25 protein-coding genes are annotated in these 26067 nt (G+C 62.9%); 18 read left to right on the top strand and 7 right to left on the bottom strand.

Annotated elements, in window-relative coordinates; translation table 11 throughout:
• Positions 1 to 87 precede the first annotated feature (87 nt).
• Both ACG97_RS05470 and ACG97_RS05465 read left to right on the top strand, forming a co-directional pair.
• Complete coding sequence (locus ACG97_RS05470) at positions 88 to 951, top strand: MBL fold metallo-hydrolase (RefSeq protein ID WP_047966336.1); 864 nt, start codon at positions 88 to 90, stop codon at positions 949 to 951.
• The gene (locus ACG97_RS05465) at positions 945 to 1640 is read left to right on the top strand and encodes a DsbA family protein (RefSeq protein WP_047966335.1); all 696 of its coding nucleotides are present in this window, start codon (positions 945 to 947) and stop codon (positions 1638 to 1640) included. The genes ACG97_RS05470 and ACG97_RS05465 overlap by 7 nt, the downstream gene beginning before the upstream one ends.
• A 146-nt stretch (positions 1641 to 1786) precedes the next feature.
• On the opposite strand, the gene ACG97_RS05460 is transcribed toward ACG97_RS05465, so the two are convergent.
• On the bottom strand, positions 1787 to 2410 hold the full coding sequence (locus tag ACG97_RS05460) for a cysteine hydrolase family protein (protein ID WP_047966334.1): 624 nt from the start codon (positions 2408 to 2410) through the stop codon (positions 1787 to 1789).
• Between the two features lie 119 nt (positions 2411 to 2529).
• Here ACG97_RS05460 and ACG97_RS05455 point away from each other — a divergent pair, with 119 nt between their 5' ends.
• Positions 2530 to 3489, top strand: a complete 960-nt coding sequence (locus ACG97_RS05455) for a GlxA family transcriptional regulator (RefSeq protein WP_047966333.1) — start codon at positions 2530 to 2532, stop codon at positions 3487 to 3489.
• Positions 3490 to 3656: 167 nt separating this feature from the next.
• On the opposite strand, the gene ACG97_RS05450 is transcribed toward ACG97_RS05455, so the two are convergent.
• Positions 3657 to 4685, bottom strand: coding sequence for a histone deacetylase family protein (locus tag ACG97_RS05450; protein ID WP_047966332.1), 1029 nt, complete (start codon positions 4683 to 4685; stop codon positions 3657 to 3659).
• 124 nt (positions 4686 to 4809) lie between these two features.
• Here ACG97_RS05450 and ACG97_RS05445 point away from each other — a divergent pair, with 124 nt between their 5' ends.
• Positions 4810 to 5289: an Lrp/AsnC family transcriptional regulator gene (locus ACG97_RS05445; RefSeq protein ID WP_047966331.1), complete on the top strand. Its 480-nt coding sequence runs from the start codon at positions 4810 to 4812 to the stop codon at positions 5287 to 5289.
• Positions 5290 to 5399: 110 nt separating this feature from the next.
• Here ACG97_RS05445 and ACG97_RS05440 read toward each other — a convergent pair whose 3' ends face one another.
• From ACG97_RS05440 to ACG97_RS05425, 4 genes are all read right to left on the bottom strand, one after another.
• Positions 5400 to 5837: a PRC-barrel domain-containing protein gene (locus ACG97_RS05440; protein ID WP_047966330.1), complete on the bottom strand. Its 438-nt coding sequence runs from the start codon at positions 5835 to 5837 to the stop codon at positions 5400 to 5402.
• A gap of 339 nt (positions 5838 to 6176) precedes the next feature.
• Entirely contained in the window at positions 6177 to 8258 is a 2082-nt protein-coding gene (locus ACG97_RS17500) for a hypothetical protein (protein WP_156167953.1), read from the bottom strand.
• A gap of 479 nt (positions 8259 to 8737) precedes the next feature.
• Positions 8738 to 9166, bottom strand: coding sequence for an Hsp20/alpha crystallin family protein (locus ACG97_RS05430; protein WP_047966329.1), 429 nt, complete (start codon positions 9164 to 9166; stop codon positions 8738 to 8740).
• A gap of 150 nt (positions 9167 to 9316) precedes the next feature.
• Positions 9317 to 9970, bottom strand: coding sequence for a GntR family transcriptional regulator (locus ACG97_RS05425; protein ID WP_047966328.1), 654 nt, complete (start codon positions 9968 to 9970; stop codon positions 9317 to 9319).
• A gap of 380 nt (positions 9971 to 10350) precedes the next feature.
• On the opposite strand from ACG97_RS05425, the gene ACG97_RS05420 reads away from it, so the two are divergent.
• Together ACG97_RS05420 and ACG97_RS05415 are read left to right on the top strand one after the other, a co-directional pair.
• Complete coding sequence (locus ACG97_RS05420; RefSeq protein WP_047966327.1) at positions 10351 to 11688, top strand: glutamine synthetase family protein; 1338 nt, start codon at positions 10351 to 10353, stop codon at positions 11686 to 11688.
• A gap of 207 nt (positions 11689 to 11895) precedes the next feature.
• Complete coding sequence (locus ACG97_RS05415; protein ID WP_047966326.1) at positions 11896 to 13254, top strand: aspartate aminotransferase family protein; 1359 nt, start codon at positions 11896 to 11898, stop codon at positions 13252 to 13254.
• 110 nt (positions 13255 to 13364) lie between these two features.
• On the opposite strand, the gene ACG97_RS05410 is transcribed toward ACG97_RS05415, so the two are convergent.
• Positions 13365 to 14114: a hypothetical protein gene (locus tag ACG97_RS05410; RefSeq protein ID WP_156167951.1), complete on the bottom strand. Its 750-nt coding sequence runs from the start codon at positions 14112 to 14114 to the stop codon at positions 13365 to 13367.
• 143 nt (positions 14115 to 14257) lie between these two features.
• On the opposite strand from ACG97_RS05410, the gene ACG97_RS05405 reads away from it, so the two are divergent.
• The 12 genes from ACG97_RS05405 (at position 14258) to ACG97_RS05350 (ending at position 26014) form a co-directional block, all read left to right on the top strand.
• Positions 14258 to 15073 carry a basic amino acid ABC transporter substrate-binding protein gene (locus ACG97_RS05405; protein ID WP_047966324.1) on the top strand — a complete coding sequence of 272 codons (816 nt, stop codon included), beginning with the start codon at positions 14258 to 14260 and terminating at the stop codon, positions 15071 to 15073.
• Positions 15074 to 15140: 67 nt separating this feature from the next.
• Positions 15141 to 15884, top strand: a complete 744-nt coding sequence (locus ACG97_RS05400; protein WP_047966323.1) for an amino acid ABC transporter permease — start codon at positions 15141 to 15143, stop codon at positions 15882 to 15884.
• A 117-nt stretch (positions 15885 to 16001) separates the two neighbouring features.
• The gene (gyrA, locus tag ACG97_RS05395) at positions 16002 to 18662 is read left to right on the top strand and encodes a DNA gyrase subunit A (RefSeq protein ID WP_047966322.1); all 2661 of its coding nucleotides are present in this window, start codon (positions 16002 to 16004) and stop codon (positions 18660 to 18662) included.
• The gene (locus tag ACG97_RS05390; protein ID WP_047966321.1) at positions 18659 to 19129 is read left to right on the top strand and encodes a PaaI family thioesterase; all 471 of its coding nucleotides are present in this window, start codon (positions 18659 to 18661) and stop codon (positions 19127 to 19129) included. Before gyrA ends, ACG97_RS05390 begins: the two co-directional genes overlap by 4 nt.
• Positions 19126 to 19572, top strand: coding sequence for a PaaI family thioesterase (locus ACG97_RS05385; RefSeq protein ID WP_047966320.1), 447 nt, complete (start codon positions 19126 to 19128; stop codon positions 19570 to 19572). Before ACG97_RS05390 ends, ACG97_RS05385 begins: the two co-directional genes overlap by 4 nt.
• Before the next feature lie 25 nt (positions 19573 to 19597).
• Positions 19598 to 20683 carry a 3-phosphoserine/phosphohydroxythreonine transaminase gene (gene serC, locus ACG97_RS05380; protein WP_047966319.1) on the top strand — a complete coding sequence of 362 codons (1086 nt, stop codon included), beginning with the start codon at positions 19598 to 19600 and terminating at the stop codon, positions 20681 to 20683.
• Between the two features lie 141 nt (positions 20684 to 20824).
• Complete coding sequence (locus ACG97_RS05375) at positions 20825 to 22051, top strand: MFS transporter (protein ID WP_082133653.1); 1227 nt, start codon at positions 20825 to 20827, stop codon at positions 22049 to 22051.
• Positions 22052 to 22171: 120 nt separating this feature from the next.
• Positions 22172 to 22762: an O-methyltransferase gene (locus ACG97_RS05370; RefSeq protein WP_047966317.1), complete on the top strand. Its 591-nt coding sequence runs from the start codon at positions 22172 to 22174 to the stop codon at positions 22760 to 22762.
• Positions 22763 to 22765: 3 nt separating this feature from the next.
• Positions 22766 to 23839, top strand: coding sequence for a prephenate dehydratase (pheA, locus tag ACG97_RS05365; RefSeq protein WP_047966316.1), 1074 nt, complete (start codon positions 22766 to 22768; stop codon positions 23837 to 23839).
• Positions 23840 to 23885: 46 nt separating this feature from the next.
• Positions 23886 to 24473 (top strand): TIGR00730 family Rossman fold protein, encoded by a 588-nt coding sequence (locus ACG97_RS05360; protein ID WP_047966315.1) that lies wholly within the window; start codon positions 23886 to 23888, stop codon positions 24471 to 24473.
• A 49-nt stretch (positions 24474 to 24522) separates the two neighbouring features.
• Entirely contained in the window at positions 24523 to 25542 is a 1020-nt protein-coding gene (gene aroF, locus ACG97_RS05355) for a 3-deoxy-7-phosphoheptulonate synthase (RefSeq protein WP_047966314.1), read from the top strand.
• A gap of 10 nt (positions 25543 to 25552) precedes the next feature.
• Entirely contained in the window at positions 25553 to 26014 is a 462-nt protein-coding gene (locus ACG97_RS05350) for an OsmC family protein (protein ID WP_047966313.1), read from the top strand.
• Positions 26015 to 26067 lie beyond the last annotated feature (53 nt).

Below are 26067 nucleotides of genomic sequence, written 5' to 3'. Positions count from 1 at the left end.
GCATATTATCGCGTTTATCTGCGCGGATAGAGAAACTATAGTGACGTCCATCAACCCGCGGCACTGGCCGCCATGAAAGGACACCCCATGTTTCGCACCACACTGATCGCCGCCTCTCTTGCCCTGAGCGCTACCGCCGCCCACGCCGCCCAGCCCTTGCAGCTGAAGGTGTACAACGCCGGCGAAGGCAGTTTCCACGCCAATGCCGTGGTGGTCAGCGGCGAGCACGAGGCGATGGTGATCGACAGCGGCTTCACCCGCGCCGACGGCTACCGCATTGCGGCCAACGTGCTGGACAGCGGCAAGACGCTGAAGACTATCCTGATCAGCAATGCCGACCCGGACTACTACTTTGGCGCCGAGGTGCTGAAGCAGCTGTTCCCGCAGGCACAAGTGGTGGCCACTCCGGCGGTGGCCGGCAAGATCCAGGCCAAGCTGGCCGGCAAGCTGGCGTTCTGGGGGCCGAAGATGGGCGTCAATGCACCGCAGCAGCCCATCGTGCCCAGTGCCTTGAAAACAGACAGCCTGAGCGTGGACGGTGAAAAGATCGAGCTGCGCGGCACCCGTGGCGTGCTGGCGCACCGTCCGTATGTGTGGATTCCGTCGCTGCGCGCCATCGCCGGCAACGTCGCCGTGTTCAGCGGCCTGCACGTGTGGACCGCCGACACCCAGCAGCCGGCCGAGCGTCAGGCCTGGCTGGCGCAGCTGGACGAGATGGCCGCGCTCAAGCCCGCCGTCGTGGTGCCGGGCCACATGGCGGCCGGCAGCAAGCTGGATAGCACGGCCATCGACTACACTCGCCACTACCTGCAGCGTTTTGACAGCGAGGCGGGTAAGGCGGGCAATGCTGCCGAGCTGATCGCCGCCATGCAGCGCGCCTATCCGCAGGCCGGCATGGGGCTGGCGCTGGACATCGGCGCCAAGGTGAACAAAGGTGAAATGAAATGGTAAACGCCACCCTGCATTACTACTACGACCCGCTGTGCGGCTGGTGCTACGGCGCGGCGCCGCTGCTGGCCGCCGCGGCCAACGTTGCCGGCCTCGCCATCGCGCTGCACGCCGGGGCGATGATGAGTGGCCCCAATCGCCAGCCGGTCACGCCGCAATTGCGCCAGTACGTGATGGGGCACGATCAGCGCATCCAGCAGCTCACCGGCCAGCCGTTTGGCGATGGCTACTTCAACGGCCTGCTGCTGGACAACACTGCGGTGTTCGACAGCACGCCGCCGACGCTGGCCATTCTCGCAGCGCAGACGCTGGGGGTGGACGGGCTGACCATGCTGCACCGCCTGCAACAAGCGCACTACGTGGATGGACAGCGCATCGCCGATCTGCCGGTGCTGCAGCAAGTGGCTATCGAGCTGGGGCTGGATGGCGCCGCCTTCGCCGCCGAATACCCGCGCCAGCAGGGCGAGTTCGCCGCCCACGTTGGCCGCAGCCACCGCGACATGGCCACACACGGCCTGCGCGGCTTCCCCTCGCTGCTGCTGGAACTGAATGGCCAGCTGCAGCGGCTGGAGCTGTCGCCGTATCTGGGCAAGCCGGACGCGTTTGCCGGCTATCTGCAAGGTTTGCTGGCTGGTGCGGCCAACCTTGGCGTGGCCGAGGCACCGCTGTGCACGCCGGACGGCTGCCAGTAAATGCAGTAGCCCGGATAAGCCAACGGCGCATCCGGGGGATAGGTAAACAACCATTCCCTGGATGCGCTGCGCTTATCCGGGTTACGGTGTCGCATGAAAAAACCGCCAATGTGGCGGTTTTTTTTGCGGCCAACGTTGGCCGCGGCTTACTGCGGCACCGCCTGCAGATGCGAGCCCAGTACGCCCTCGGTGGCGGCCAGCGGCTGGCCGGCCTGTACCGCGGCGATCCAGTCGTCGGTGCTGGCTACTGCGGCAAAGCCGGTCTGCATCACCACGGTGAACACGCGGTGAATCTCCTCGGCGCTGGCGCTACCGGCGCGGTTGCGGTAGGGCAGCGAGCCGCTGGCATCACTCAGCAGCTCCACCTGCCAGCCGTCGTGGCTGGCGTGCAGTGCGGTGGAAGCGTCGCAGTTGTGGGTCATGTAGCCGACGATGCTCAGGGTGTCGATGTCGCGCGAGCGCAGCCAGTCGGCGAGATCGGTGCCGGTAAAGCAGCTGGCCAGCTGCTTGCTGATCAGGTGGTCGCGCGGGCGCTCGGCAATGCTGGGATGCAGTGCGGCGCCGTGGCTGCCTTCGGCGAAGATCGGTGCGCCCGGCGGGGTGATGTGCTGTACCACCACCACCGGAATGCCGGCGGCGCTCGCCGCATCCATGGCGCGGCCAACGTTGGGCAGGGTGATGGCCGGGTCCGGGTAGCTGATACCCAGCTTGCCGGTGAAATATTCGTTCTGTACGTCGATGACGATCAATGCGCGTTTCGGGGTGCTCATCCTGCTCTCCTCATGTTGGCTGGCGATGAGGCAGTGTGCCGTGGCACGCGCAGCATCACGAGTGACCCGAATGACAATTTGCGTTAAGATCGGGCCATTGCAAGCGGGAGGCAAAGCCCATGTCCGAGATTTGCGTTGCCGTGGTGGCCTTCGACCACATCAGTCCGTTTCACCTGTCGGTGCCGTGCGTGGTGTTCGGCGAGAATCAGCTGCAGGCGCCGGCCTACCGGCTGCAGGTGTGCGCCGCCGAAACGGGGCCGCTGACGACCTCCGCCGGCTTTGGCCTGACGCTGCCGGCCGGGCTGGAGGCGTTGCAGCAGGCCGAAGTGGTGATCGTGCCCAGCTGGCGCGACCCGGCAGAAACCGCGCCGGCACCGCTGTTGGCCGCATTGCAGGCGGCCCATGCGCGTGGCGCGCGCATCGTCGGGCTGTGCCTGGGGGCGTATGTGCTGGCGCAGGCCGGGTTGCTGGATGGCCGCCGCGCCACCACGCACTGGGCCTATGCCGAGGATTTTGCCCGCCGCTTCCCGGGGGTGACGGTGGACGCCGATGTGCTGTACCTGGACGATGGCCCGCTGCTGACCTCGGCCGGCACGGCTGCCGGGCTGGATTGCTGCCTGCATCTGCTGCGTCAGCTCAGCGGCGCCGAGGCGGCCAACAGCGTGGCCAGACGGTTGGTGACGCCGCCGCACCGGCAGGGCGGGCAGGCGCAATACATCGAGCAGCCGCTGCCGGCCAGCGCGCGCGACGGGCGGCTGTCCGGCCTGCTGGACTGGGTGCGGGCCAACCTCGACCAGCCACACAGTCTGGACAGCCTGGCGCAGCGCGCGCTGCTGAGCCGGCGTACCTTCACCCGCCATTTCCGCCTGCTGACCGGCAGCACAGTGCAGGGCTGGCTGCTGGCGCAGCGGCTGGCCTTGACCCAGCGGCTGCTGGAAACCAGCGCCTTGCCGGTGGAAAGCATCGCGCAGCAGGCCGGTTTCGGCTCGCCGGCCTCGCTGCGGCTGCATTTTCGCAAGGCCTTTGGCGTGACGCCCAGCGAGTGGCGACAGACCTTTGGCGGCCACGCCAGCGCTTGAGACAGTTCGTTTCAGGTCAGGTCGTTACGGTGGCCGCGCGAGGCCCGTGGCCCGGATAAGCTGCAGGCGCATCCGGGGAGGGCAGTGGTTGACGTGTCCAGGTCATGCCTGACCCGGCCCCGGATGCGCCGTTGGCTTATCCAGGCTACGGGAAGTGGTCGGTGTACTTATGCCGCCTCGAAGCCGCGCAGCACGTTCACCGCGTTGACGCCGATGTCGTCGACCATGTAACCGCCTTCCATCACGAACAGGGTCGGGCGGCCGATGCCGGCGATGGTCTGGCCGATCTTGAGGAAGTCTTCGCTTTCGAGGCGGAAGTGGCTGATCGGGTCGTCCTTGAAAGTGTCCACCCCCAGCGAGATCACCACCGCGTCCGGGGCGTAGGCGGCGATGGCGTCGCAGGCGTGGCTCAGCGCCGCGCCGTAGCCGTCCCAGCCGGTGCCGTGCGGTAGCGGGTAGTTGTGATTGAAGCCCAGCCCGGCGCCGGCGCCGGTTTCGTCGCGGTGGCCGAGGAAGTAGGGATAGGAGTGCGTGGGGTCGCCGTGCAGCGAGGTGAACATCACGTCGGCGCGGTCATAGAAGATGCTCTGCGTGCCGTTGCCGTGGTGGTAGTCCACGTCCAGCACCGCCACCCGTTTGGCGCCGTTGTCCAGCGCGTGCTGCGCGGCGATGGCGGCATTGTTCAGATAGCAGTAGCCGCCCATGTACTCGGCGGCGGCGTGGTGGCCGGGCGGGCGGCACAGCGCAAAGGCGCTGTATTCGCCCTGCGTCAGCGCCGCCATGCCGGTCAGCGCCAGGTCGGCGCTGGTCTTCACCGCCTGCCAGGTGCCGGCGGTAATCGCCACACCGGCGTCCATCGCGTAAAAGCCCAGCTTGCCGTCGATATGCTGCGGCTCGATATCGCTGCGCAGATCGCGCACCGGCCAGATCAGCGGCAGTGCGTCGTGCTGACGACCCAGCGCCTGCCATTCGCTCCAGGCCTGCTCCAGAAAACGCACATAGCGCTCGCTGTGCACGCGGGCATAGCTGGCGCTGCCGAATTCGCGCGGCGCGATGACTTCGCCGAGGCCAACGGCCTGCACCCGCGCCAGAATGGTGTCGGCGCGGCTCGGCATCTCGAAACAGGGCTTCAGGACGCCGTCCTTGAGTTCGGTGGCGTGGTGCAGACGATGGGCATTGCTGTAGATGGTAAGCATGACGTGGTGCCGTACAGAGGAAGGTGACGGCAATCAGTATGTGGCGGCGGCTCGGGATTTACTTTGCTTTAAGCGCCCGCCATTCGCTATCCTGCGATAAGAACAGACTCTCTCAGTGGCAAAAATGAGTACGAACAAACCAAAAAGCGAACTAGATGCCGCAGACCGGACTATTCTGCGCCTGTTGCAGCAGGACGGCACGCTGTCCAATCCCCGGCTGGCGGAGCAGCTGTCGCTGAGCGTGACGCCGTGCTGGCGGCGGCTGAAGCGGCTGGAAGACGACGGCTATATCAAGGACTACCAGGCCAATCTCGACCGCCGCAAGCTGGGGCTGGACGTGCTGGCTTTCGTGCAGATCCGCTTCAGTGCGCACGGCGGCAACGAGCCGAACGCGTTCGAGGCGGCGATGTGCGCGCAGCCACAGGTGCTGTCCTGTCACAAAATCACCGGCGACGCCGACTACCTGCTGCAGGTAGTGGCCACGTCGCTGGACGCCTACAGCGATTTTGTCGAAAACGTGCTGCGTCAGATGCCGGGAGTGGCGTCCATCCACTCCAGCCTGGCACTGCGCGAGGTGAAGGCCGGCAGCCGCCTGCCGGTGTAGCCGCATCAAGCGTGAAAAAGTTGGCCGCAAGCGGGAACCTGCTTGCGGCCAACCTTGTTGCTTGCCGGTGCCGGCGGGAGAGGCCATGACGCAGCCGGCGGTGGGGTGAATCAAACGTAAGGCTCGCTGAGGGCGGCCGAGGTGCCGTAGTAGGCGTCGATTTTCTTGGCCCAGGCGGCGTCCGCCATGTCCGGCCAGTTGTCCTTGTCAAAGCCGGGGGCTTGGTCCAGACGATCCTTGGCGACGTCCAGCACGAAGCGCTTGTTCTCGGTGTCGAGGGTCAGCGCACTCCATGGCACGGCGAACAGCTTCTCGCCCATACCCAGAAAGCCGCCAAAGGCCAGCACCGCGTAGCAGACGCGGCCGCTGCGCATGTCGAGCATGATTTCCTTGATGTCGCCAAGGTCATCGCCGTTCTTGTTGAATACGTCGTTGCCGGACAGGGTGTCGGCGCCCATCAGCTGCGGGCCGGGGCCTTGCGGATTATTGAGCTCGCCGCTCACTTTGTTCTTGTAAATGCCGTAGGTATCGCGCTCTTCATAGTTCATTACCATCTCCTGATCATACGTTGCTATCGCAGGACGGGTTTCGTATGCGCAGCCCCATCCGCTGTGGCAACCGTGCGCCCATCGCGGGGCCGAGTCTGTGCGACAGCGCGCTTAACGGGGGTGGGGTGAAGGCGGGGGTGTTTCGGGTGGCTGGTGGTGAGGGGGGCAAAGCAGCTGGCCATGCCTATGTACTAGCATGGTTGCTGTCGGCCAGTTCCAGCCGTCCGTGGGCGCCGCAAAGAGAAAGGATGAACGACCGCAGCAATTCAGCTAGCTGACATTGACAAATGAATTCACCGGCTTGCTCGGCTTTTCGCGCAGGTCCGGTGGAATGAAAAGTTAGAGATCCGTTGAGCCATGTTTGACGAGCTCGTAATAGTTTTCAATGACAAACCCGCTGATAAGTTCTCCTGACATGTTCAGCATCGGGTCAACGATGACACCTTCCCCCTCATCCTTTATTTTTCGCACGAACTTATCGAATTCGTCGTCAGACTCGACTATAGAAGCGACAAAAGTAGGTAATTCAATTCCTGCCTTCCTCCAGTTATCAATAAATCTTTCCAGTCGAAGCGGGTTGGTGACAAGGAATATCGCACCAAAAACTGAAATCGGGAGTCCAGACTCCTCTTCCAGCAGAATTACAAGAGGTGCATAGAAGTTCTCGGAAGACGAGTACGTATTTTCTATAGCCTGTGTGTAACGTACGGCCGTCGCATTACTGCACATAATGCATGTTTCATCGGCCGTCATTACTTGGATGGCGGTAGAGTAAGTTCCAAACCCCTCTCGCTCTGATGTATAGCACCATGGATTTTTCTTGTTTCTTGCTTCGTCGAATTGAACGTTGAAGTGGTCTGCAATTTCGTGAGCCTCAACTTCAGCATACCTAACGACCTTTCCACGTTCATGAACATACCTTGCACTTCCATCTTCAAGCATGATTTTTACGCACCATGAACCTTTAGAGATTCGGTTGTAGTCCGGCTTCCATGCTACCGAGCTAATGCGATTACCAATATTAGCTGTTGCGGAAAAAAGACCTTGGCCACGAGGAGCGTGAAGAAACCACTGGATATAGTCGAAGTTCTTGAGAAGCTTATTTTCACGAAACAGATCGTGTGTTATTAAGCCTAAGGCCCGGTCGGTGGTTCGCATACACTTTCTATGCACAATGCCCACTGCATGCTCCATACCCTCTTCTTCAATCTCAATAGCAGGGGAAGAGTCCTCGGAAACAGGGTCTCCACAGTGAAGGCATTTAAGCGGATCTTCCAAAGACTCAGCCAGTCGAGCGGAATATTCTGCATGTACCCTGACATAGGATTCATCTTCGGGGTTGGTCTCTGAGTTAATTGGGAGAACCGCTATTTGTGCCTCAGCGAACCGCTCTACGTGTTCCTCGATAAAGCGTTCGATTCCGACATATGTCGAGGCACGATGTATGACATCCCAAGTTTCCCCGTTTAGAAGTTCGACCTTGCCATCGAAAAACCTGACACGTTTTCGTCCATCGTCTTTAAAGCGAAATAACTCAACGATCAAATAATCAGCGTCGGGAAAGGGGGACTTAACAAGAAGCATTTCACGCCCAGCAGAAAACATTCCCTTGAATTGAAGGCCGAAATACTCTCTAGCTGCCTCGGTTGTTACCTTGAGACTATGGGGGCCTATAAACCGCCCGACTCTTTGGATCAGGGCGGCTTTGTCGATGGAAAGTCGGTCTTTAGCCAAAGACAAGCAAAGTGCAATCAGGCTTCCCCACAGTAGCGATGGGGATACATTCGATTTTCCTGACAACAAAGTCAGCACGGCCGCCTCTAAGGGAGCACCATCTTCAATATCAAGTTGAGCTATGCGAATTCTCTTGAAGAGTTTTCTGAACTCGCTATCTGGCATTGCTGCGCCAGTCTTTTCGAAAAAATGTTTTTGCAGCAAAGCCTTGGTCTTCTCAATAACATTCATTTCAGCTTGCGTTAATGGATTGTCATTACTCGATGCTTCATTGAGGCGAGCTGCTTCTGTTAGCTTCCGGAGCTCATTGGTAATTCGTCGCGATGCTCTAGATGAAGTGGCAAGTACATAGGAATCTGATTCCGCGCCGCCAGCTAAATGCTGAGCAACAAATTGCTTTAGCACCGATGAGTATTCGGACTCCAACTTCTCCGAAAGGCTCAGGGAATGTTTTGCTTGAATATAGGTGCTACCTTGATCGGAAACGATAACCAGGTCGTCTATGCAATCGGTCGTCTCAAATCGTATTTCCCTTACGTCAAGGACATCTCCCAGATTCACAGAAGTGAAGTCCTTTACGTCAGCGATGACATGCGCCATTACTAGGGCCGCGATACGTTGCTGAAAGTCAATGCCGGAATTGGCTGCTGCTCCCCCACTGTTTCCCATAATCGTCAATTGCTCCAAGTGTGCGCGGTATCTCTAACAGTGTTTATACGGACCCTAAAGTCCGTATTTTAAATGATATTAATGGCAGCCTGTATCGTACCCCAACTTCATATTTTTCAAACATTTTGTCATGACTGGTTCCGTATAACACCCCTCAATCTACCGGACGAGTGACAGTGCCCATCCGTTGTCCGCTGACTGAATCCCAAGAGCACAGATTAGGATCCATCGGCAGCTTCTGACTTCATTGCAGCCGCTTCATGGTGGTTACGAAGAATGACGGCTTCGGGTCGGTAGCAGACAACCCTCTCTCAGCTTGGCAGGCTGCTATGGGCGTGATTGCACGCGCAGCCTGTATGGCTGCTCTGCCCATCTCCAGGTCACCCACTGCTCACACCTGATGTAAACCACCTGCGGCCAACCTTGGCCACTTTTCATCCGTTACCAAAAAGAAAAGCCCGGCCGCCGGGGCCGGGCTTGCTGTGGGTAGCAGCTAGCTATTCCACGATCAGGCGTTTGCCGTTGCCGCTGCTGTGTTTCTTCGGCAGTGTCAGTGTCAGCACGCCGTTTTCGTACTTGGCGCTGGCGCCGTCACGGTCCAGGTCGGACGGCAGCTGCAGGCTGCGCGACACCATGCCGTAGTAGCGTTCGCTGCGCAGGTTCTGCTCGTCCTTGCTTTGCTTGTCGAACTGTTTCACTTCGGCCTTGATGGTGAGCTGGGCGCCCTCGATCTCGACGTGGATGTCGTCCTTGGACACGCCGGGCAGCTCGGCCAGCACGGTGAAACCGGTGTCGGTTTCCTTGACGTCGAGCTTGATCTGCGATGGCAGCGCATCGCCGTGCAGGGGCTTGATGAAGAAGCCGTGGCCGCTGAAGTCGCGGAACAGGTCGTCAAACAGGGTGCTGCGGGAAGGAAGCAGGCTCATCGTACTCTCCTTGGATAATCAGATGCTTAGGGCGGCCGAGGTGGCTGCTCACCCCCGGTATAGTGCCCGTTGGCGCAAACGACAAGGAGGGCTGGCCGGCCGGCTTGATCTGGCGCAAGCGCCGCCGCCGGCCACGGCAAAACGCGACGATCAGCCGGGGCGGCAGCTGAGGCGCAGGTAGCTGCCGGCGGTGCGCAAATCCTGTTCGATGGCGCGGCGCACCGCGTCGGCGTCGCCGGCCTGCAGCGCGTCCAGCAGCACGTGGTGGGCGTCGTTCATGGTCTTCCACACTGCCAGGTCCTGATGCAGTTGGTTGGAGATTGGCCCAACGTGCAGCCAGACCGTCTCGATCAGCGACAGCAGCAGCGGTGAGCCGCTGGCGCGGTACAGCTGCAGGTGGAACAGCTCGTTGGCGTCGAGATAGCCCTTGATGTCGTCCGCGGCGATGGCGCTGTCCATGGCGCGGCACAGCTGCAGCAGCTGCTCGCGCTCCGTTGCGGCCAAGCTTTGTGCGCCGCGGAAGGCGGCTTCGCCTTCCAGCAGGATGCGGTTTTCCAGGATGTCGTCGAACTGGGTCTCGGTCAGCTGCGGCACCTGCACGCCGCAGTTGGGGATGTTCAGCAGCGCCTTTTCTGCGGCCAACCTTTGCAGCGCGGCGCGTACCGGCATCTGGCTGACGCCCAGCTCCTCGGCCAGCTGGCGGATCTTCAGCCGCTCGCCCGGCAGCCAGCGCCCCAGCATCAGCCAGTGGCGCAGCGTGTCGTAGGTCTCGTCTTGCAGGGTGGAGGCGGTACTGGTTTTCATGGTGCGCAGTCAGGATAAATTGGCGGCAAGCATAGCAGAAGCCTGCCACGGTCTGGGCGCGGGCAGGGTGGTGCGGCGGCCTGCGCGGTGGTAATGGCCGCCGGTTGCTGGGGTGCCGGCTGGCGACGTGTGCCTGTGGTCGGGTCACGCATGTTGTGGACGCAGGCATGGCGCAAGGTTGGCCGCAAGGGTGCGGCCATTTTTGTGGTCATTGCAAATATTTGATCAAATGTTGACATGGGTATTTGATCAAATTTACGATGCACGGCATGAGCTGCGTTTTGCTGCGGTGTTCCGAGCCGTCACGACGATGAGCGAACCGGGCAACAACGGTGGGCGACAGGCTACAAATAATCGAGACAGTCCGCAGGAGAACGACGATGAACGAGCAACTGGCCGCGTTTATACGCGAGCACAATATCCATGAAGTGGAGTGCGTGATACCGGACATGACCGGCATGGCACGCGGCAAGATCGTGCCCAAGGGGCTGTTTCTGGCCGAAGACACCATGAAAATGTCGAAGGCGGTGCTGACCATCACCGTCAACGGCGAATTCGCCGAGTTCGAGCGCTTTGCCGGCGCCAACGATCCGGACATGGTGTGCCGTCCCGATCCCGCCACCATCCGCCTGGTGCCGTGGGCGATCGAGCCGGTGGCGGTGGTGATCCACGATTGCGAGGATTTCGACGGCACCCCGGTCGGCATCTCGCCGCGCGCGGTGCTGCGCAAGGTACTGCAACTGTACGAGGCGCGAGGCTGGCGGCCGGTGGTGGCGCCGGAGATGGAGTTTTACCTGATCCGCCAGAACACCAATCCGCACGAGCCGCTGCGGCCGCCGTCCGGTCGCGCTGGCCGCTCCGAGGTGGGGCGGCAGTCGTTCTCCATCGACGCGGTCAACGATTTCGACCCCTTCTTCCAGGAGCTGTCGGCGTTCTGCGAGGCGGCGCAGCTGAAGGTGGAAACGCTGATCCATGAGGTCGGCGCCTGCCAGATGGAGATCAACTTCAGCCACGGCGATGCGATGGCGCTGGCCGACCAGGTGTTCCTGTTCAAGCGCGCGGTGCGCGAAACCGCCTACCGTCACAATATCTTCGCCACCTTCATGGCCAAGCCGATGGAGGGCGAGCCGGGCAGCGCGATGCACATCCACCAGAGCATCGTGGACTGCGACAGCGGCGACAACATCTTCTCGAATGCCGATGGCAGCGCCAGCGAGCTGTTCTTCCACCACATCGGCGGCATGCAGCGCTACCTGCCGCGGGCGATGCCGATGTTCGCGCCGTACGTGAACAGCTACCGCCGCCTCAGTCGCCACACTGCGGCGCCGATCAATGTGCGCTGGGGCTACGACAACCGCACCTGCGGCATCCGTATTCCACCGTCCGGCGCGGTGGCGCGGCGGGTGGAAAACCGCGTGCCCGGCGTCGATGTGAATCCGTATCTGGCGATGGCGGCGACGCTGGCTTGTGGCTACCTGGGCATGGTGAACCGGATCGAACCGTCGGCGCCGATGAACGACAGCGCCTACAACCTGGACTACGAACTGCCGCGCAGCCTGGAAGACGCGGTGGAGCTGATGCAGGACTGCCCGGAGCTGGCGGCGATTCTGGGCGAGGAGTTCGTGCAGGCGTTCTGCGCGGTGAAGGAGAAGGAGTTCGAGACCTTTAACCGCGCCATTACCGCCTGGGAACGCGAGCACCTGCAGCTGCACGTGTAAGCGCTTGCTGACGATCTGCGGCGCGGCGGCGCCAGGTGAGATGGGCGGGCGCATTGGCGACGGCTCAGCGCCACCGCCCTCAGTCTTTGCCGCGTCTCGCGCTGGCTCGCGAGAGCGTAAACCGCTGCTCCGCACGGCACAGGATGAATTCACGGCTTGCGGCCAACGTTGGCCGCAAGCCAATAAAGACACTACGAAGGAGACCCCATGGCCACTCGTCATGGCATCAACTGGGACAAGGCGCAGGCGCTGCAGGTCGCCGAGCGCAATGCTTTCATCGGGCGCATGCCGCGTTCGCGCGAGCTGTCATCGCAAGCCGCCGGCCATCTGCTGTTCGGCGTGCCGCTGCACTGGATGAACGACTGGTCGACGCCGTTCTCGCTGTACGTGGCGGCGGCGCAGGGCGCGCGCTTCCAGGACGTGGACGGCCACGATTACGTGGACTTCTGCCTCGGCGACACCGGCGCCATGTTCGGCCACAGCCCCAAGCTGGTGGCCGACGCCATCGCCCGTCAGGCGCAGCGTGGCTACACCGCCATGCTGCCCAGCGAAGACGGTGTGTGGGTGGCGCAGGAGCTGGCGCGCCGCTTCGGCCTGCCGTACTGGCAGTTTGCGCTGTCGGCGTCGGACGCCAACCGCTTTGCCATCCGCTGGGCGCGGGCGATCACCCATCGCAGCCAGGTGCTGATCTTTAATGGCTGCTACCACGGCACGGTGGACGACGTGTTCGTCGATCTGGTGGACGGCCAGCCGCAAACCCGCGACAGCCTGCTGGGGCAGGTATACGACATCACCCGGCATACCCGCAGCGTGGAATTCAACGATCTGGCGGCGCTGGAAGCCGCGCTGCAGGACGGCGAGGTGGCCTGCCTGCTGGCCGAGCCGGCGATGACCAATATCGGCATGGTGCTGCCGCAGCCGGGCTTCTGGCAGGCGGCACAGGCGCTGTGCCAGCGCTACGGCACGCTGCTGCTGATCGACGAAACCCACACCATCAGCAGCGGCCCCGGTGGCTACACGCGCGCGCACGGCCTGCAGCCGGATCTGCTGGTAGTCGGCAAGCCGGTGGCTGGCGGCGTGCCGTGCGCGGTGTACGGTTTCAGTGCCGAGACCGCGCGTCGCGCCGAAGAAGCCAAGCGCAATGCGCCACCGGGGCACAGCGGCATCGGCACCACGCTCACCGCCAACCTGCTGGCGATGGCGGCAATGCGCGCCAATCTGGCCGAGGTGATGACCGACAGCGCCTACCAGTACATGTTCGGGCTGGCGGAAAGGTTGGCCGCAGGGTTGCGTGGCGTCATCGCACAGCATGAGCTGCCGTGGTGCGTGACGCAGATCGGCGCGCGCACCGAGTTCCAGTTCACCGCCACGCCGCCCGTCAACGGCAGCGAGGCCGACAAAATACTGGACAGCGAGCTGGAGCATATCGTGCACCTGTTCCTGCTCAACCGCGGCCTGCTGATCACCCCGTTCCACAATATGATCCTGGTGTGCCCGGACACCACCGCGGCCGATGTCGACCGGCTGGTGGCGGCGTTCGGCGACTTCGTGCAGCAGGTGCGTTGAGCGCGCGGCGTGCTGCGGTCGGGGCGGGGCGGCAAGCTGGAATGGCCAAATGACATGAAAACGGCCCGCCTGTTGGCGGGCCGTTTATTTGGCGTTGCCGGACGCGCGGCTTAGTGTGCCTGGCGCCGCGGCTGCGGGTGGCGGCGGGCCTTGGCGCTGGTCTTGCGCTTGGCTTGGGTGACGCTGCTGCGCTTGCCGCTGGCGTTCAGCGCGGCTTTGCGTGCCTTGCGCTGCTTGAGGGTTTGCTTGCTGCCGGTACGGCTGGCCTTGGCCGTGGTCTTTGCGTGGGTGCTGCGCTTGGCGGTGTTCGCTGTCGCCTTCTGGCGCTTGCGGGCGGCGAGGCTGCGCTGGCCGGCGCCGGCCTTGCGGCTACTGATCACTCTGCCATTTTTGACGCGCTTGCCCACCGCGCGCTGGCGAACTGCGGCTTTTTTGCCGACACGCGCCGCCTTGTTGCCGCGCACGCTCTGCTTACCGTTGCGCAGCTGCTGGCGTGCCTTGCCGGCGCGTTGCGTCGTGGCCGCCTGCTTCAGCTGGCGAGACGATTTCCGGGCGGCCGGCTGGCTATGGCTGCGCTTGCTGCGGCGCGTTTCCGCCTGCTCGTGGCGCGGCTGTTGTCGCGGGCTGCTGGTTTTATCTTGGGTGGCGGTCGCTGTTGCGGGCTGAATATTGCGCGCTGGTACGTCATTTGCTTTATTACTGCCGCCGCTGGCGGGTGCGGCCTTGCTGGCGGCTTTGCTTTGGCGTAGCGGCTGGAAGTCGCCCGGCAGCGGGGCGTCTTCACCGGTGGCGAAGCTGTTGCCGGCGCAGCTCAGAATGAGGGCGCCAAGTGCTGCAGCGCAAAAACGGGACAATGGCATGGTCGGTAATGTCGTTGGCTAAATAATGTAGGTATAAATATCCGGCTGCGGTGCGTTGTGGCACCGTAACGGGCTTGTTATATTAGCACGCGCGCCGTTTCGGGCACGAACGGTCAATACGAGAATCGACGGAGATTACAAGTATGAAGAACACGAGAAGAACGCTGCTGGCGGGGATGTTGTTGTCGGTTTTTGCCGTGGCAGGTTGCGGCAAGAAGGCGGAAGAACCGGCGGCATCGGCAGCCAGTGATGCGGCGCCGGCGGTGGCGCAGGTGGCCGAGTACGTGGTGGGCACCGACGCCAGCTATGCACCATTCGAGTTCCAGAACGACCAGAGCCAGATCGTTGGCTTCGACATCGAGGTGTTGAGCGCGGTGGCGGATAAGGGCGGTTTCAAGGTCAAGTTCGTCAATACGCCGTGGGAAGGCATGTTCGCCACCCTGGGGCAGGGCGACCGCGACATCCTGTCGTCGGCGATCACCATCACCGACGAGCGCAAGCAGAGCATGGATTTCTCCGAGCCATACTTTGAGGCACGCCAGCTGATCGCGGTCGGCAAGGGCGTCACCGACGTGAAGACCTTCCAGGACCTGAAGAACAAGAAGGTGGCGGTACAGACCGGCACCACCGGCGACGAAGTGGTGCAGAAGCTGCTGGGCAAGACCAGCTCCAGCATCAAGCGTTTCGAGAGCATGCCGCTGGCACTGAAAGAGCTGGAAACCGGTGGTGTTGACGCGGCGGTGGGTGACAACGGCGTGGTGATCAACTACGTGAAGAACAACCCGCAGCACGGCATGACCACGGTGGAAGACCTGCAGAGCTTCGCGCCGGAGTATTATGGCTTTGCGGTGAAGAAGGGCAATCAGGAGCTGCTGGACAAGGTCAATGCCGGTATCAAGGCGATCAAGGCTGACGGCACCTACGACCAGATCTTCAACAAGTATTTTGGCACCAAGTAATCAATTAGCTGCATGAAGAACCGGGCCCGCCTCGAGCCGGCCCGGTTTTTTTGCAGGGGGAAGCAATATGGATTTTCGCTGGGGAATGATCGCCGACTACGCACCACTGTTCGTGGAAGGCGTGCAAATGACGATCATCATTACGCTGGTGGCGGTGGTGTTCGGCACCCTGATCGGCCTGTTCATGGGCATGGCGCGGCTGGCGGATGCGCCGCACGGTCTGAGCCGTTATCTGGTGCGCTACCTGGTGCGCATGCCGGCTGGCGCCTACGTGACCTTTTTTCGCGGCACGCCCTTGTTCGTACAAATCCTGCTGGTGCACTTTGCGCTGATGCCGCTGCTGATCCATCCGGTGGACGGCCTGGTGATCAACGGTGATATCGCCCGCGACATCCGCCAGAATTACGGTGCCTTCATTTCCGGCCTGCTGGCGCTGACGCTGAACGCCGGTGCCTACATTACCGAGATCTTCCGTGCCGGCATCCAGTCCATCGACAAGGGGCAGATGGAGGCCGCGCGTTCGCTGGGACTCTCCTACGGCCAGACCATGAAGTTCGTGATCGTGCCGCAGGCCTTCCGCCGCATGCTGCCGCCGCTGGGCAACGAGGCGATCATGCTGCTGAAAGACAGCTCGCTGGTGTCGGCGATCGGCCTGGCCGAACTGGCCTTCGCCGCGCGGACCGTGGCCGGCGTGTACTCGCGCTACTGGGAGCCGTACCTGACCATTTCCTTCATCTATCTGGCATTGACGATGTTGATGGCGTGGGGGATTTCCCGTCTGGAGAAAAAGCTGCAGATCGGCGCGCGCTGAGCGATGCCGGGTGCTTGGCAAAAAGGCCGCGACAGCGGCCTTTTTGCTTGTCTGGCGGGCGTCTTGGTGTCATTTCGTGTTAGAATATCGAATATTTTGCCATGATTACGGATTTCCATGACCGACCAGCTTTTTGCCAAGGAAACACTCCCGATTAGCCTGGAAGAGGAGATGCGCCGTTCCTATCTCGATTACGCGATGAGCGTGATCGTCGGCCGCGCCCTTCCTGATGTCCGAGATGGCCTCAAGCCCGTGCATCGCCGGGTGCTGTACGCCATGCATGAGCTTTCCAACGACTGGAACCGTGCCTACAAGAAATCGGCGCGTATTGTCGGCGACGTGATCGGTAAGTATCACCCGCACGGTGATACAGCGGTGTACGACACCATCGTGCGCCTGGCGCAGAATTTCAGCCTGCGCTATCCGCTGGTGGACGGTCAGGGCAACTTCGGCTCCATCGACGGCGACAACGCCGCCGCGATGCGATACACCGAAATCCGCATGGCGCGCATCGCGCACGAACTGCTGGCCGACCTCGACAAGGAAACCGTCGACTTCGGCCCCAACTACGACGGCTCCGAGCAAGAGCCGCTGATCATGCCGACGCGCATTCCGAACCTGCTGATCAACGGCAGCTCCGGTATCGCGGTGGGCATGGCCACCAATATTCCGCCGCACAACCTGAACGAAGTGGTCGATGCCTGCCTCGCCTTGCTGGACAACAGCGAGCTGACCATCGACGAGCTGATCGACATCATCCCGGCGCCGGACTTCCCGACCGCCGGCATCATCTACGGTACCGCCGGCATCAAGGAGGCGTACCGCACCGGTCGCGGTCGCGCCATCATGCGCGCCCGTGTCCACTTCGAGGACATCGGCAAGGGTGATCGCCAGGCGATCATCGTCGACGAGATTCCGTACCAGGTAAACAAGTCGCGGCTGCTGGAACGCATCAGCGAGCTGGTGCGCGAGAAGCTGATCGAGGGCATTTCCGACCTGCGCGACGAGTCGGACAAGTCCGGCATGCGCGTGGTGATCGAGCTCAAGCGCGGCGAAATGCCGGAAGTGGTGCTCAACCACCTGTACAAGCTGACCCAGCTGCAGGACAGCTTCGGTATCAACATGGTGGCACTGGTCGACGGCCAGCCGCGCCTGCTGAACCTGAAGCAGATCATCGACGAATTCCTGCGTCACCGCCGCGAAGTGGTGACTCGCCGTACCATTTTCGAACTGCGCAAGGCCCGCGAGCGCGGCCACATCCTCGAAGGCCTGGCGGTGGCACTGTCCAACGTCGACGAGATCATCGCGCTGATCAAGGCTTCCGAAGCGCCGCCGCAGGCCAAGGCGGCACTGATGGGGCGCGCCTGGCGCTCGGAGCTGGTGGAAGGCATGCTGTCGCGCGTCGACCAGAGCTACGCCCGCCCGGATGGCCTGGCGGCCGAGTACGGCCTGCACGCCGACGGCTACCGCCTGTCCGAAGTGCAGGCCCAGGCGATTCTGGACCTGCGCCTGCAGCGCCTGACCGGGCTGGAACAGGACAAGATCGTCGGAGAATACCGCGAGATCATGGACACCATCCTGGACCTGATCGACATCCTGGCGCGTCCGGAACGCATCAACCAGATCATCCATGACGAGCTGACCGCAGTGAAGCTGCAGTACGGCGACAAACGCCGCTCCGAGATCGAACCGTTCGGCGGCGACATCAATATCGAAGACCTGATCACGCCGCAGGAAATGGTGGTGACCCTGTCGCACACCGGCTACCTCAAGGCGCAGCCGGTCGACGACTACCAGTCGCAGCGCCGTGGCGGCCGCGGCAAGCAGGCGGCGGCGACCAAGGACGACGACTTCATCAACACGCTGTTCGTGGCCAATACCCACGACTACGTGCTGTGCTACTCCTCGTTTGGTCGTTGCTACTGGATCAAGGTCTACGACATGCCGCAGGGCGGTCGTACCAGCCGTGGCAAGCCGATTGTCAACGTGCTGCCGCTGGCCGAAGGCGAGAAGATCAACGCCATGCTGCCGGTGAAGGCGTTTACCGGCAACGACAGTGTCGAGCTGGACGACGACATCGAAGTCAGCGACAAGGTCAAGGGCCCGTTCGTGTTCATGTGTACCGCCAACGGCACCGTGAAGAAGACGCCGCTGGAAGCGTTCTCGCGCCCGCGCAGCGCCGGCATTATCGCCGTCAAGCTGGATGAGGGCGACAAGCTGGTCGGCGTGGCGCTGACCAGCGGCAACGACCAGATCATGCTGTTCTCCAATGCCGGCAAGGCGGTGCGCTTCGACGAAAGCGGCGTGCGTGCCATGGGTCGTAACGCCACCGGCGTGCGCGGCATGGCGCTGGGCGAAGGCCAGCAGGTGATTTCGCTGCTGGTGGCCAATAGCGACGAGCAGCAAGTGCTGACCGCCAGCGATGGCGGCTACGGCAAGCGTACCCGTGTCGGTGAGTTCCGCCACACCAGTCGCGGCACCCAGGGCGTGATCGCCATGGATCTGACCGACAAGACCGGCCTTGCGCTGGTGACCGCCAGCCTGGTGGAAGACAGCGACGACGTGATGCTGATCACCACCGGCGGCGTGCTGATTCGCACCAAGGTCGACCAGGTGCGCGAGACCGGCCGTGCGGCGCAGGGTGTACGCCTGATCAATCTGGACGACGGCGAGAAGCTGATCTGCCTGGTGAAGGTTGCCGAAAGCGAAGACGACGCCGCGGAAGAGGGCGACGAGGCTGCGGCCAACCTTGAGGCGGGCGAGGGCGCGGCAGAATGACGGACGCGGCACCGGCCAACGAAAAGCTGCTGGCGACGGCGGGCGCGCTGTTCGTGTCCTTCCCGCACTGCGTGACGCTGGGCATGCAATACCTTGGCAGCGTTGGCCGCAAGCCGACGCTGAAGGTGGACTGGCGTGACGATCTGGTCGGCAATCCGGCCAGCGGCGTGCTGCATGGCGGAGTGATCACCTCCATCGTCGACACCACCAGCGCCATCGCGGTGACCGCGCACATGATTGAGCTGGAAACCATTGCCACGCTGGACCTGCGCATCGACTACCTGAAGGCGGCCACGCCTGGCAAGGCTATCTACTGCACCGCCGAGTGCTACCGGCTGGCCAGCCAGATCGCGTTCACCCGTGCCGTGTGCTACCACGACAGCCCGGATGACCCGATCGCCCATGGCGTCGCCACCTTCATGCGCGACTCCAACCCGAAACCGATGTTGGTGGAGGGTGCGGCATGAGTCAGTTCATGGAAACCTTCCTCGCGCTGCGCGACGAAAAACGCTTCGCCGACATCATCGCCGCGGTGCCGTACGCCCGGCTGATGGGCGTGGCGTGCGGCGAAGACGAGAACGGCGAGCTGCTGTTCTCGCTGCCGTTCGCCGAGCGCAATGTCGGCAACACCACGCTGCCGGCGCTGCATGGCGGCCTGATCGGCGGCTTTCTGGAAAATGCGGCCTTGCTGCACCTGATGTGGAACCGCGAGTCGCTGGAAGCGCCTAAGATCGTGGACTTCTCGCTGGATTACCTGCGCTCCGGCAAGGCCACCACGCTGTATGCGCAGTGCGAAATCACCAAGCAGGGCAAGCGCGTAGCGCACGTGCTGATCGAGGCCTGGCAGGAAGACCGCCGCAAGCCGGTCGCTGTCGCCCGTGCGCACTTCCTGCTCAGCACTCCTTCCTGATTTTGACGAGAAATAGAGGATAGTCATGGCCAAGGTGTACAACTTCTCAGCCGGTCCTGCCGTATTGCCCCACGAAGTGCTGGCAACCGCCCAGGCGGAAATGCTGGACTGGCACGGCTCCGGCATGTGCGTGATGGAAATGAGCCATCGCGGCAAGGAGTTCATGGAGATCATCCACGATGCCGAGCAGGATCTGCGCGCATTGATGGCGATCCCGGCCGGTTACAAGGTGCTGTTCCTGCAAGGCGGTGCCTCGCAGCAATTCTCCATGGTGCCGCTGAACCTGGCGCCGGTGGACGGCCATATCGACGTGCTGGATACCGGCCACTGGTCGAAGCTGGCGGTCAAGGAAGCGCGCCGCTACACCGGCGTCAACGTGGTGGCCAGCAGCAGCGACAGCAACTACGCCGTGGTGCCGGACGTCGCCAGCTGGCAGCGCACGCCGGATGCCGCCTACTTCCACTACACCTCCAACGAGACCATCGGCGGCCTGCAGTGCCCGTTCGTGCCGGAAGTGGGCGATACCCCGCTGGTGTGCGACATGTCGTCCGACTTCCTGTCGCGCGAGGTGGACGTATCCAAATTCGGCCTGATCTACGCCGGTGCGCAGAAGAATATCGGCCCGTCCGGCCTGACCGTGGTCATCGTGCGCGAAGACCTGCTCGGTCATGCCCAGGCGCAGACGCCGACCATGCTCGACTACCGCGTGCACGCCGACGCCGACTCGATGTACAACACCCCGGCCACCTATCCGATCTACATCGCCGGCCTGGTGTTCAAGTGGCTGAAGACGCGGGGCGGCATCAAGGGCATGCAGGCACGCAACGACGAAAAAGCCGGCTTGCTCTACCACATGATCGACAGCAGCAACGGCTTCTACTTCAGCCATGTGCAGGCGCCGTTCCGCTCGAAGATGAACGTGGTGTTCCGCCTCAAGGACGAGGCGCTGGAAGACGTGTTCCTGTCCGAGGCGAAAAAGAACGGCCTGATGCAGCTCAAGGGCCATCGCTCGGTCGGCGGCATGCGCGCCTCGATCTACAACGCGATGCCGATCGAAGGCGTGAAGGCACTGGTGCACTTCATGGAAGACTTCGCCCGCCAGCACGGCTGAGCGACAAGGTTGGCCGCAACGCAAAACCCGTCCGTGTGACGGGTTTTTTCATTGTTCGCAATCCGGATCAGTGTTTTTGCCGTGGCGACTGGTCGCCGGCGCATGAAGCAAGCATCATGTCGTTCTTGCTCCGGAGTTCCCATGACAGCCAATCGCCCCCTGATGTTCTTGTTGCTCGCCGCCGGTACCGTGGTCACCCTCAGTATGGGCATCCGCCACGGTTTCGGTTTTTTCCTGCCACCGATGACGCAATCGTTCGGCTGGACGCGTGAAACCTTTGCCTTCGCGCTGGGTTTGCAGAACCTGGTGTGGGGGCTGGCGCAGCCGTTTTCCGGCGCGCTGGCTGACCGGCACGGCCCCGGGCGTGTGCTGCTGGCCGGTGGCGTGCTCTACGCCGCCGGGCTGGCGCTGATGACGCTGTCCAGTAGTGGGGTGCTGCTTTCCGGTTCTGCCGGCTTGCTGATTGGCCTTGCCCTGTCGTGCACCACCTATAGCGTGGTGTTCTCGGTGATCGTGCGGGCGGTGGCGCCGGAATTCCGCTCCCGCGCCATGGGGCTGACGGCGGCGGCCGGCTCTTTTGGGCAGTTCATCATGGTGCCGGTCGAGCGCGGCCTGATCGACGGCCTGGGCTGGATGCCGGCGTTGTTGGTGCTGGCGGTCACCGCCGCCTTGCTGCTGCCGCTGGCGGCGCCGCTGGAAAAGGCCTACCGCCAGGCGCCAGCGCTGCCGGTCTTGCCGGGCAGCATGCTGCGCGGCATGAGCGACACCTTTGCCATGGCCTGGCAGCAGCGCTCGTTCCGCCTGCTGATGGTCGGCTATTTTGTCTGCGGCTTCCAGGTGGTGTTCGTCGGCGTGCACCTGCCGGCCTATCTGCGCGATCACGGTCTGTCCGGCGAGGTGGCCAGTCTGGCGCTGGCGCTGATCGGCTTGTTCAACATCGCCGGCACCTACGTCGCCGGCCACCTCGGCAGCAGCCGGCCGAAGCCGATGCTGCTGGCCGGGATCTACTTCCTGCGCAGCATCGTGGTCACCATCTTCATTCTGGCACCGCTGACGCCGTGGTCGGTGGCGCTGTTTGCCGCGGCGATGGGCTTCTTGTGGCTGTCGACGGTGCCGCTGACCAATGGCGTGCTGGTCAGTCTTTTCGGCGTACGTCACCTGGGCATGTTGTCGGGCGCGGTCTTCTTCTCGCACCAGGTCGGCAGCTTCCTCGGGGTGTGGCTGGGTGGGCTGCTGTACGACCGTACCGGTAGCTACGACGTGGTGTGGTGGTTGACGGTGTTGCTGGGGTTGCTGGCCACTGCGGCCAACCTGCCGGTGCGCGAGCAGCCGGTGCCGGCGGTGCCTGCGGTAACGACTCAGTCATGAACTGGCTGGTGGCAGTGTGCGGCGTGCTGGTGCTGGCGGCGGGACTGTGGGCGTATCTGCGCCCGGATTTCGTGGTCGATGCGGCAAACCTGATTGCCGCCTGTTTCTGAAGGGGATGACATGTTGACTGGGGAGCGGCTGGCACGGCTGCAGCAATTGTGGGAAGACAACGAGGCACACGACCGCCATGCGGCCGCCCGTGCCGAGAAGCGGCTGACCATTACGCCGCAGACCGGGCGTTTCCTGTACCAGCTGTCACGCACCCGCCGGGCACGCATCACGCTCGAAATCGGCACCTCCAGCGGCTATTCCACGCTGTGGCTGGCGCTGGCGGCGCAGGCGCACAAGGGGCAGGTGGTGTCGGTCGATCATTCCGCACACAAGATCGCGCTGGCACACGCCAACCTGCAGGCGTTCGCGCTGGAACCGGTGGTGACGCTGCACGCCGACGACGCGTTCGCGGTGCTGGCCAATACCGCCGACGAATCGGTGGATCTGCTGTTTCTCGATGCCGATCGGCAGCGTTATCCCGGCTACTGGCCGGAGATCACGCGCATCCTGGCGCCCGGTGCCTTGCTGGTGATGGACAACGCCTTGTCACATGCCGAAGAATGTGCGCCTTTTGTACAAGCAGTGCTTGCTACGCGTGGCTATCTCGCGGAAACTTACCCCATCGGAAAAGGCCAGTTTGTCATACTGAAAGACTTGTAAATCGTGTCGGAACAACAGCTCAAGCAACACCGCGATGCCATCGACCGCATCGACATCGAGATTCTCCATCTTCTCAACCAGCGCGCCCAGCACGCCCGTGAAATCGGCGAGATCAAGGGTGGCGGCATCATCTACCGACCGGAGCGCGAGGCACAGGTGCTGCGCCGCATCAAGGAGCAGAACCCCGGGCCGCTGCCCGGCGAATCCGTGGCACGCCTGTTCCGCGAGATCATGTCGGAATGCCTGGCGCTGGAAAAGCCGCTGTCCATTGCCTATCTCGGCCCGGAGGGCACCTTCAGCCAGCTGGCAACGCTGAAGCACTTCGGCCATGCCGCACGCACCGTCGCCTGTTCCTCCATCGACGAAGCCTTCCGGCTGGTGGAAGCGCGGGCGCTGGATTACGTGGTGGCACCGGTGGAAAACTCCACCGAGGGCGCGGTTGGCCGCACGCTGGATCTGATGGTCAGCACGCCGCTGAAAGTGTGCGGCGAAGTGGTGCTGCGCATTCACCACCACCTGCTGCGCAATAGCGCCGGCACCGACGGCATTCGCCGCGTCTATGCCCATGCCCAGGCGCTGGCACAGTGCCACGAGTGGCTGAACAAGAACCTGCCGGCCGATGTCGAGCGGGTGTCGGTGGCCAGCAATGCCGAGGCGGCAAGGTTGGCCGCAGAGGATGGCAGCTGCGCCGCGATTGCCGGGCAGGCGGCGGCGGAGCGCTTCAATCTGCTGAAGCTGGCAGAAAACATCGAGGACGAGCCGAACAACACCACCCGCTTCCTGGTGCTGGGGCATCAGGATGTCGGCCAGACCGGCCAGGACAAGACCTCGCTGATCGTGTCGGCACCGAACCGTCCGGGCGCGGTGCACTACCTGCTGGCGCCGATTGCCGACAACGGCGTGTCGATGACCAAGTTCGAGTCGCGTCCTTCGCGTGCCGGGCTGTGGGACTACGTGTTCTTCATCGACGTCGAAGGCCACCACGACGACCCGAATGTCGCCAAGGCGCTGCAGGGGCTGATGGAGCGCACCTCCTTCGTGAAGGTGCTCGGCGCCTACCCGCAAGCCGTTCTCTGACATATTGCCAGGCCGGCATCGCGCCGGCCGTTGATGGATTAAACGTATGACTATCCAGTCTGTTTGCCTGTTTTGTGGTTCCAACAAGGGTTCGCGCGCCGCTTACGAGCAGGCGGCGGTCGAGCTGGGCCGAACGCTGGCGCAGCGCGACATCGCGCTGGTGTACGGCGGCGGAAACGTTGGCCTGATGGGGGCTGCCGCGGATGCGGCGCTGGCGGCCGGCGGCCGCGTGATCGGCGTGATTCCGGGTTTTCTGCGCGAGAAGGAACTGGCACACCAAGGCCTGACCGAGCTGCATGTCACGCAAACCATGCACGAGCGCAAGGCGCTGATGGAAGACCTGTCCGGCGGCTTTGTCGCCTTGCCCGGCGGCTTCGGCACCTACGACGAACTGTTCGAGATGCTGACCTGGGGCCAGCTGTCGGTGCACAGCAAGCCGATCGGGCTGCTGAATGTCGACGGCTTCTTTGACCCCCTGCTGGCGATGATCCGCCACGGTGTGGCCGAGGGCTTTGTCGCGGAAGGCAATCTGCAGCTGTTCGTGGTGGCGGCAACCATCGACGAGCTGCTGGCCAAGATGAATGCCTACCGGCCGGCACCGGTCAACAAGTGGTTGTCGCACGACCGCATCTGAGTTTGTCGCCGGCCTCGCCGGCTTTTCTGTTTATACGGGGACGGTTTTCATGATTATCGTGATGTCGCCAGCCGCCAGTGCGCAAAGCATTGACGACGTGATCGGCAAGATCCGTGCTGCGGGCTTGAGCGAGCACGTCTCGCGCGGTACCGAGCGCACCATTATCGGCGCCGTCGGCGACGAGCGTTCGCTGCAGCCGAGCATGTTCGAGATGATGCCGGGGGTGGAGCGCGCGCTACGGGTGCTGAAAGACTATCGCATCGTGTCGCGCGAGGTGCAGCCGGACAATACGGTGGTGCACGTGCGCGGGCTGGCCATCGGCGGCGACGCGGTGCAGGTGATTGCCGGGCCGTGCGCGGTGGAGACCGCGCCGCAGATGCAGCAGGCGGCCAGGCTGGTGCGCGAGGGCGGCGCCCGCCTGCTGCGCGCTGGTGCTTTCAAGCCGCGCACCAGTCCGTACAGCTTCCAGGGGCTGGGCGTGGTCGGGTTGGACTATCTGCAAGAGGCGGCGCGGCAGCAGGGGCTGCCGGTGGTGTCGGAGTTGATGGACATCCGTCTGCTGGATACCTTCCTTGAGTACGACATCGACGTGATCGAGATCGGTGCGCGCAATATGCAGAACACCGACCTGCTGAAAGAGGTTGGCCGCATCAACAAGCCGGTGATCCTCAAGCGCGGCCTGTCGGCGACGGTCAGCGAGTGGCTGATGGCCGCCGAGTACATCGCCATCGGCGGCAACCACAACATCATCTTTTGCGAGCGCGGCGTGCGCAGCTTTGACCCGGCGGCGCGCAACACGCTAGACGTGACCGCGATTCCGCTGCTGAAACGCGAGACGCACCTGCCGGTGATCGTCGATCCCAGTCATGCCGGCGGCAAGGCGTGGCTGGTGCCGGCGCTGTCGTGTGCGGCGCTGGCGGCGGGGGCCGATGGCCTGATGCTGGAGGTGCATCCCGATCCGGCGCAGGCGTGGTGTGATGGTGATCAGGCGTTGGATGGTGTGGCGTTTGGCAGTCTGATGGCGCAACTGCGCCCGTTGGCCCAGGTGCTGGGCCGCAGCTTGGCATAAGGGGAGCGTGATGAGTGACCAGGAACAGGAAATCGTAAGGCTGACCCAGATCGACAACTACCGCTTCGACAATCGTTTTGAAGGCGGGGACTATCAGTTGCTGACCGACGAGCCGGCGCCGCTGGGCGACAATAGCGGGCCGTCACCGTCGCAGCTGCTGGTGGCCGCCGCGGCCAACTGTCTGTGCGCTAGCCTGTTGTTCTCGTCGCGCAAGTTCCACCTCGATGTCGCGCCGCTGTCGTGCGAGGCGGTAGCCACCATCAGCCGCAATGAACGCAAGCGGCTGCGGGTGACGCGCATCGATGTCACGCTGCAGTGTGGCAAGCCGCTGCAGGGGCAGCCCAATCTGGAGCGGCTGCTGAGCAGCTTCGAGGATTTTTGCACCGTGTCGCAGAGCATCGGCCAGGGCATCACCATTGCGCTGACGGTGCTGGATCAGGACGGCACGGTACTGAAGTCGCCCGCCGCCTGAACCGCCTGAGCGCGGCGCCAACAAAAAAACCGGATGGGGTGACCGTCCGGTTT

The sequence above is a fragment of the Vogesella sp. EB genome (genome assembly GCF_001037925.1).
GTDB lineage: Bacteria > Pseudomonadota > Gammaproteobacteria > Burkholderiales > Chromobacteriaceae > Vogesella > Vogesella indigofera.
Note: the sequence above shows the minus strand (reverse complement) of the source record. Positions and strands in the feature narration are given on the sequence as shown.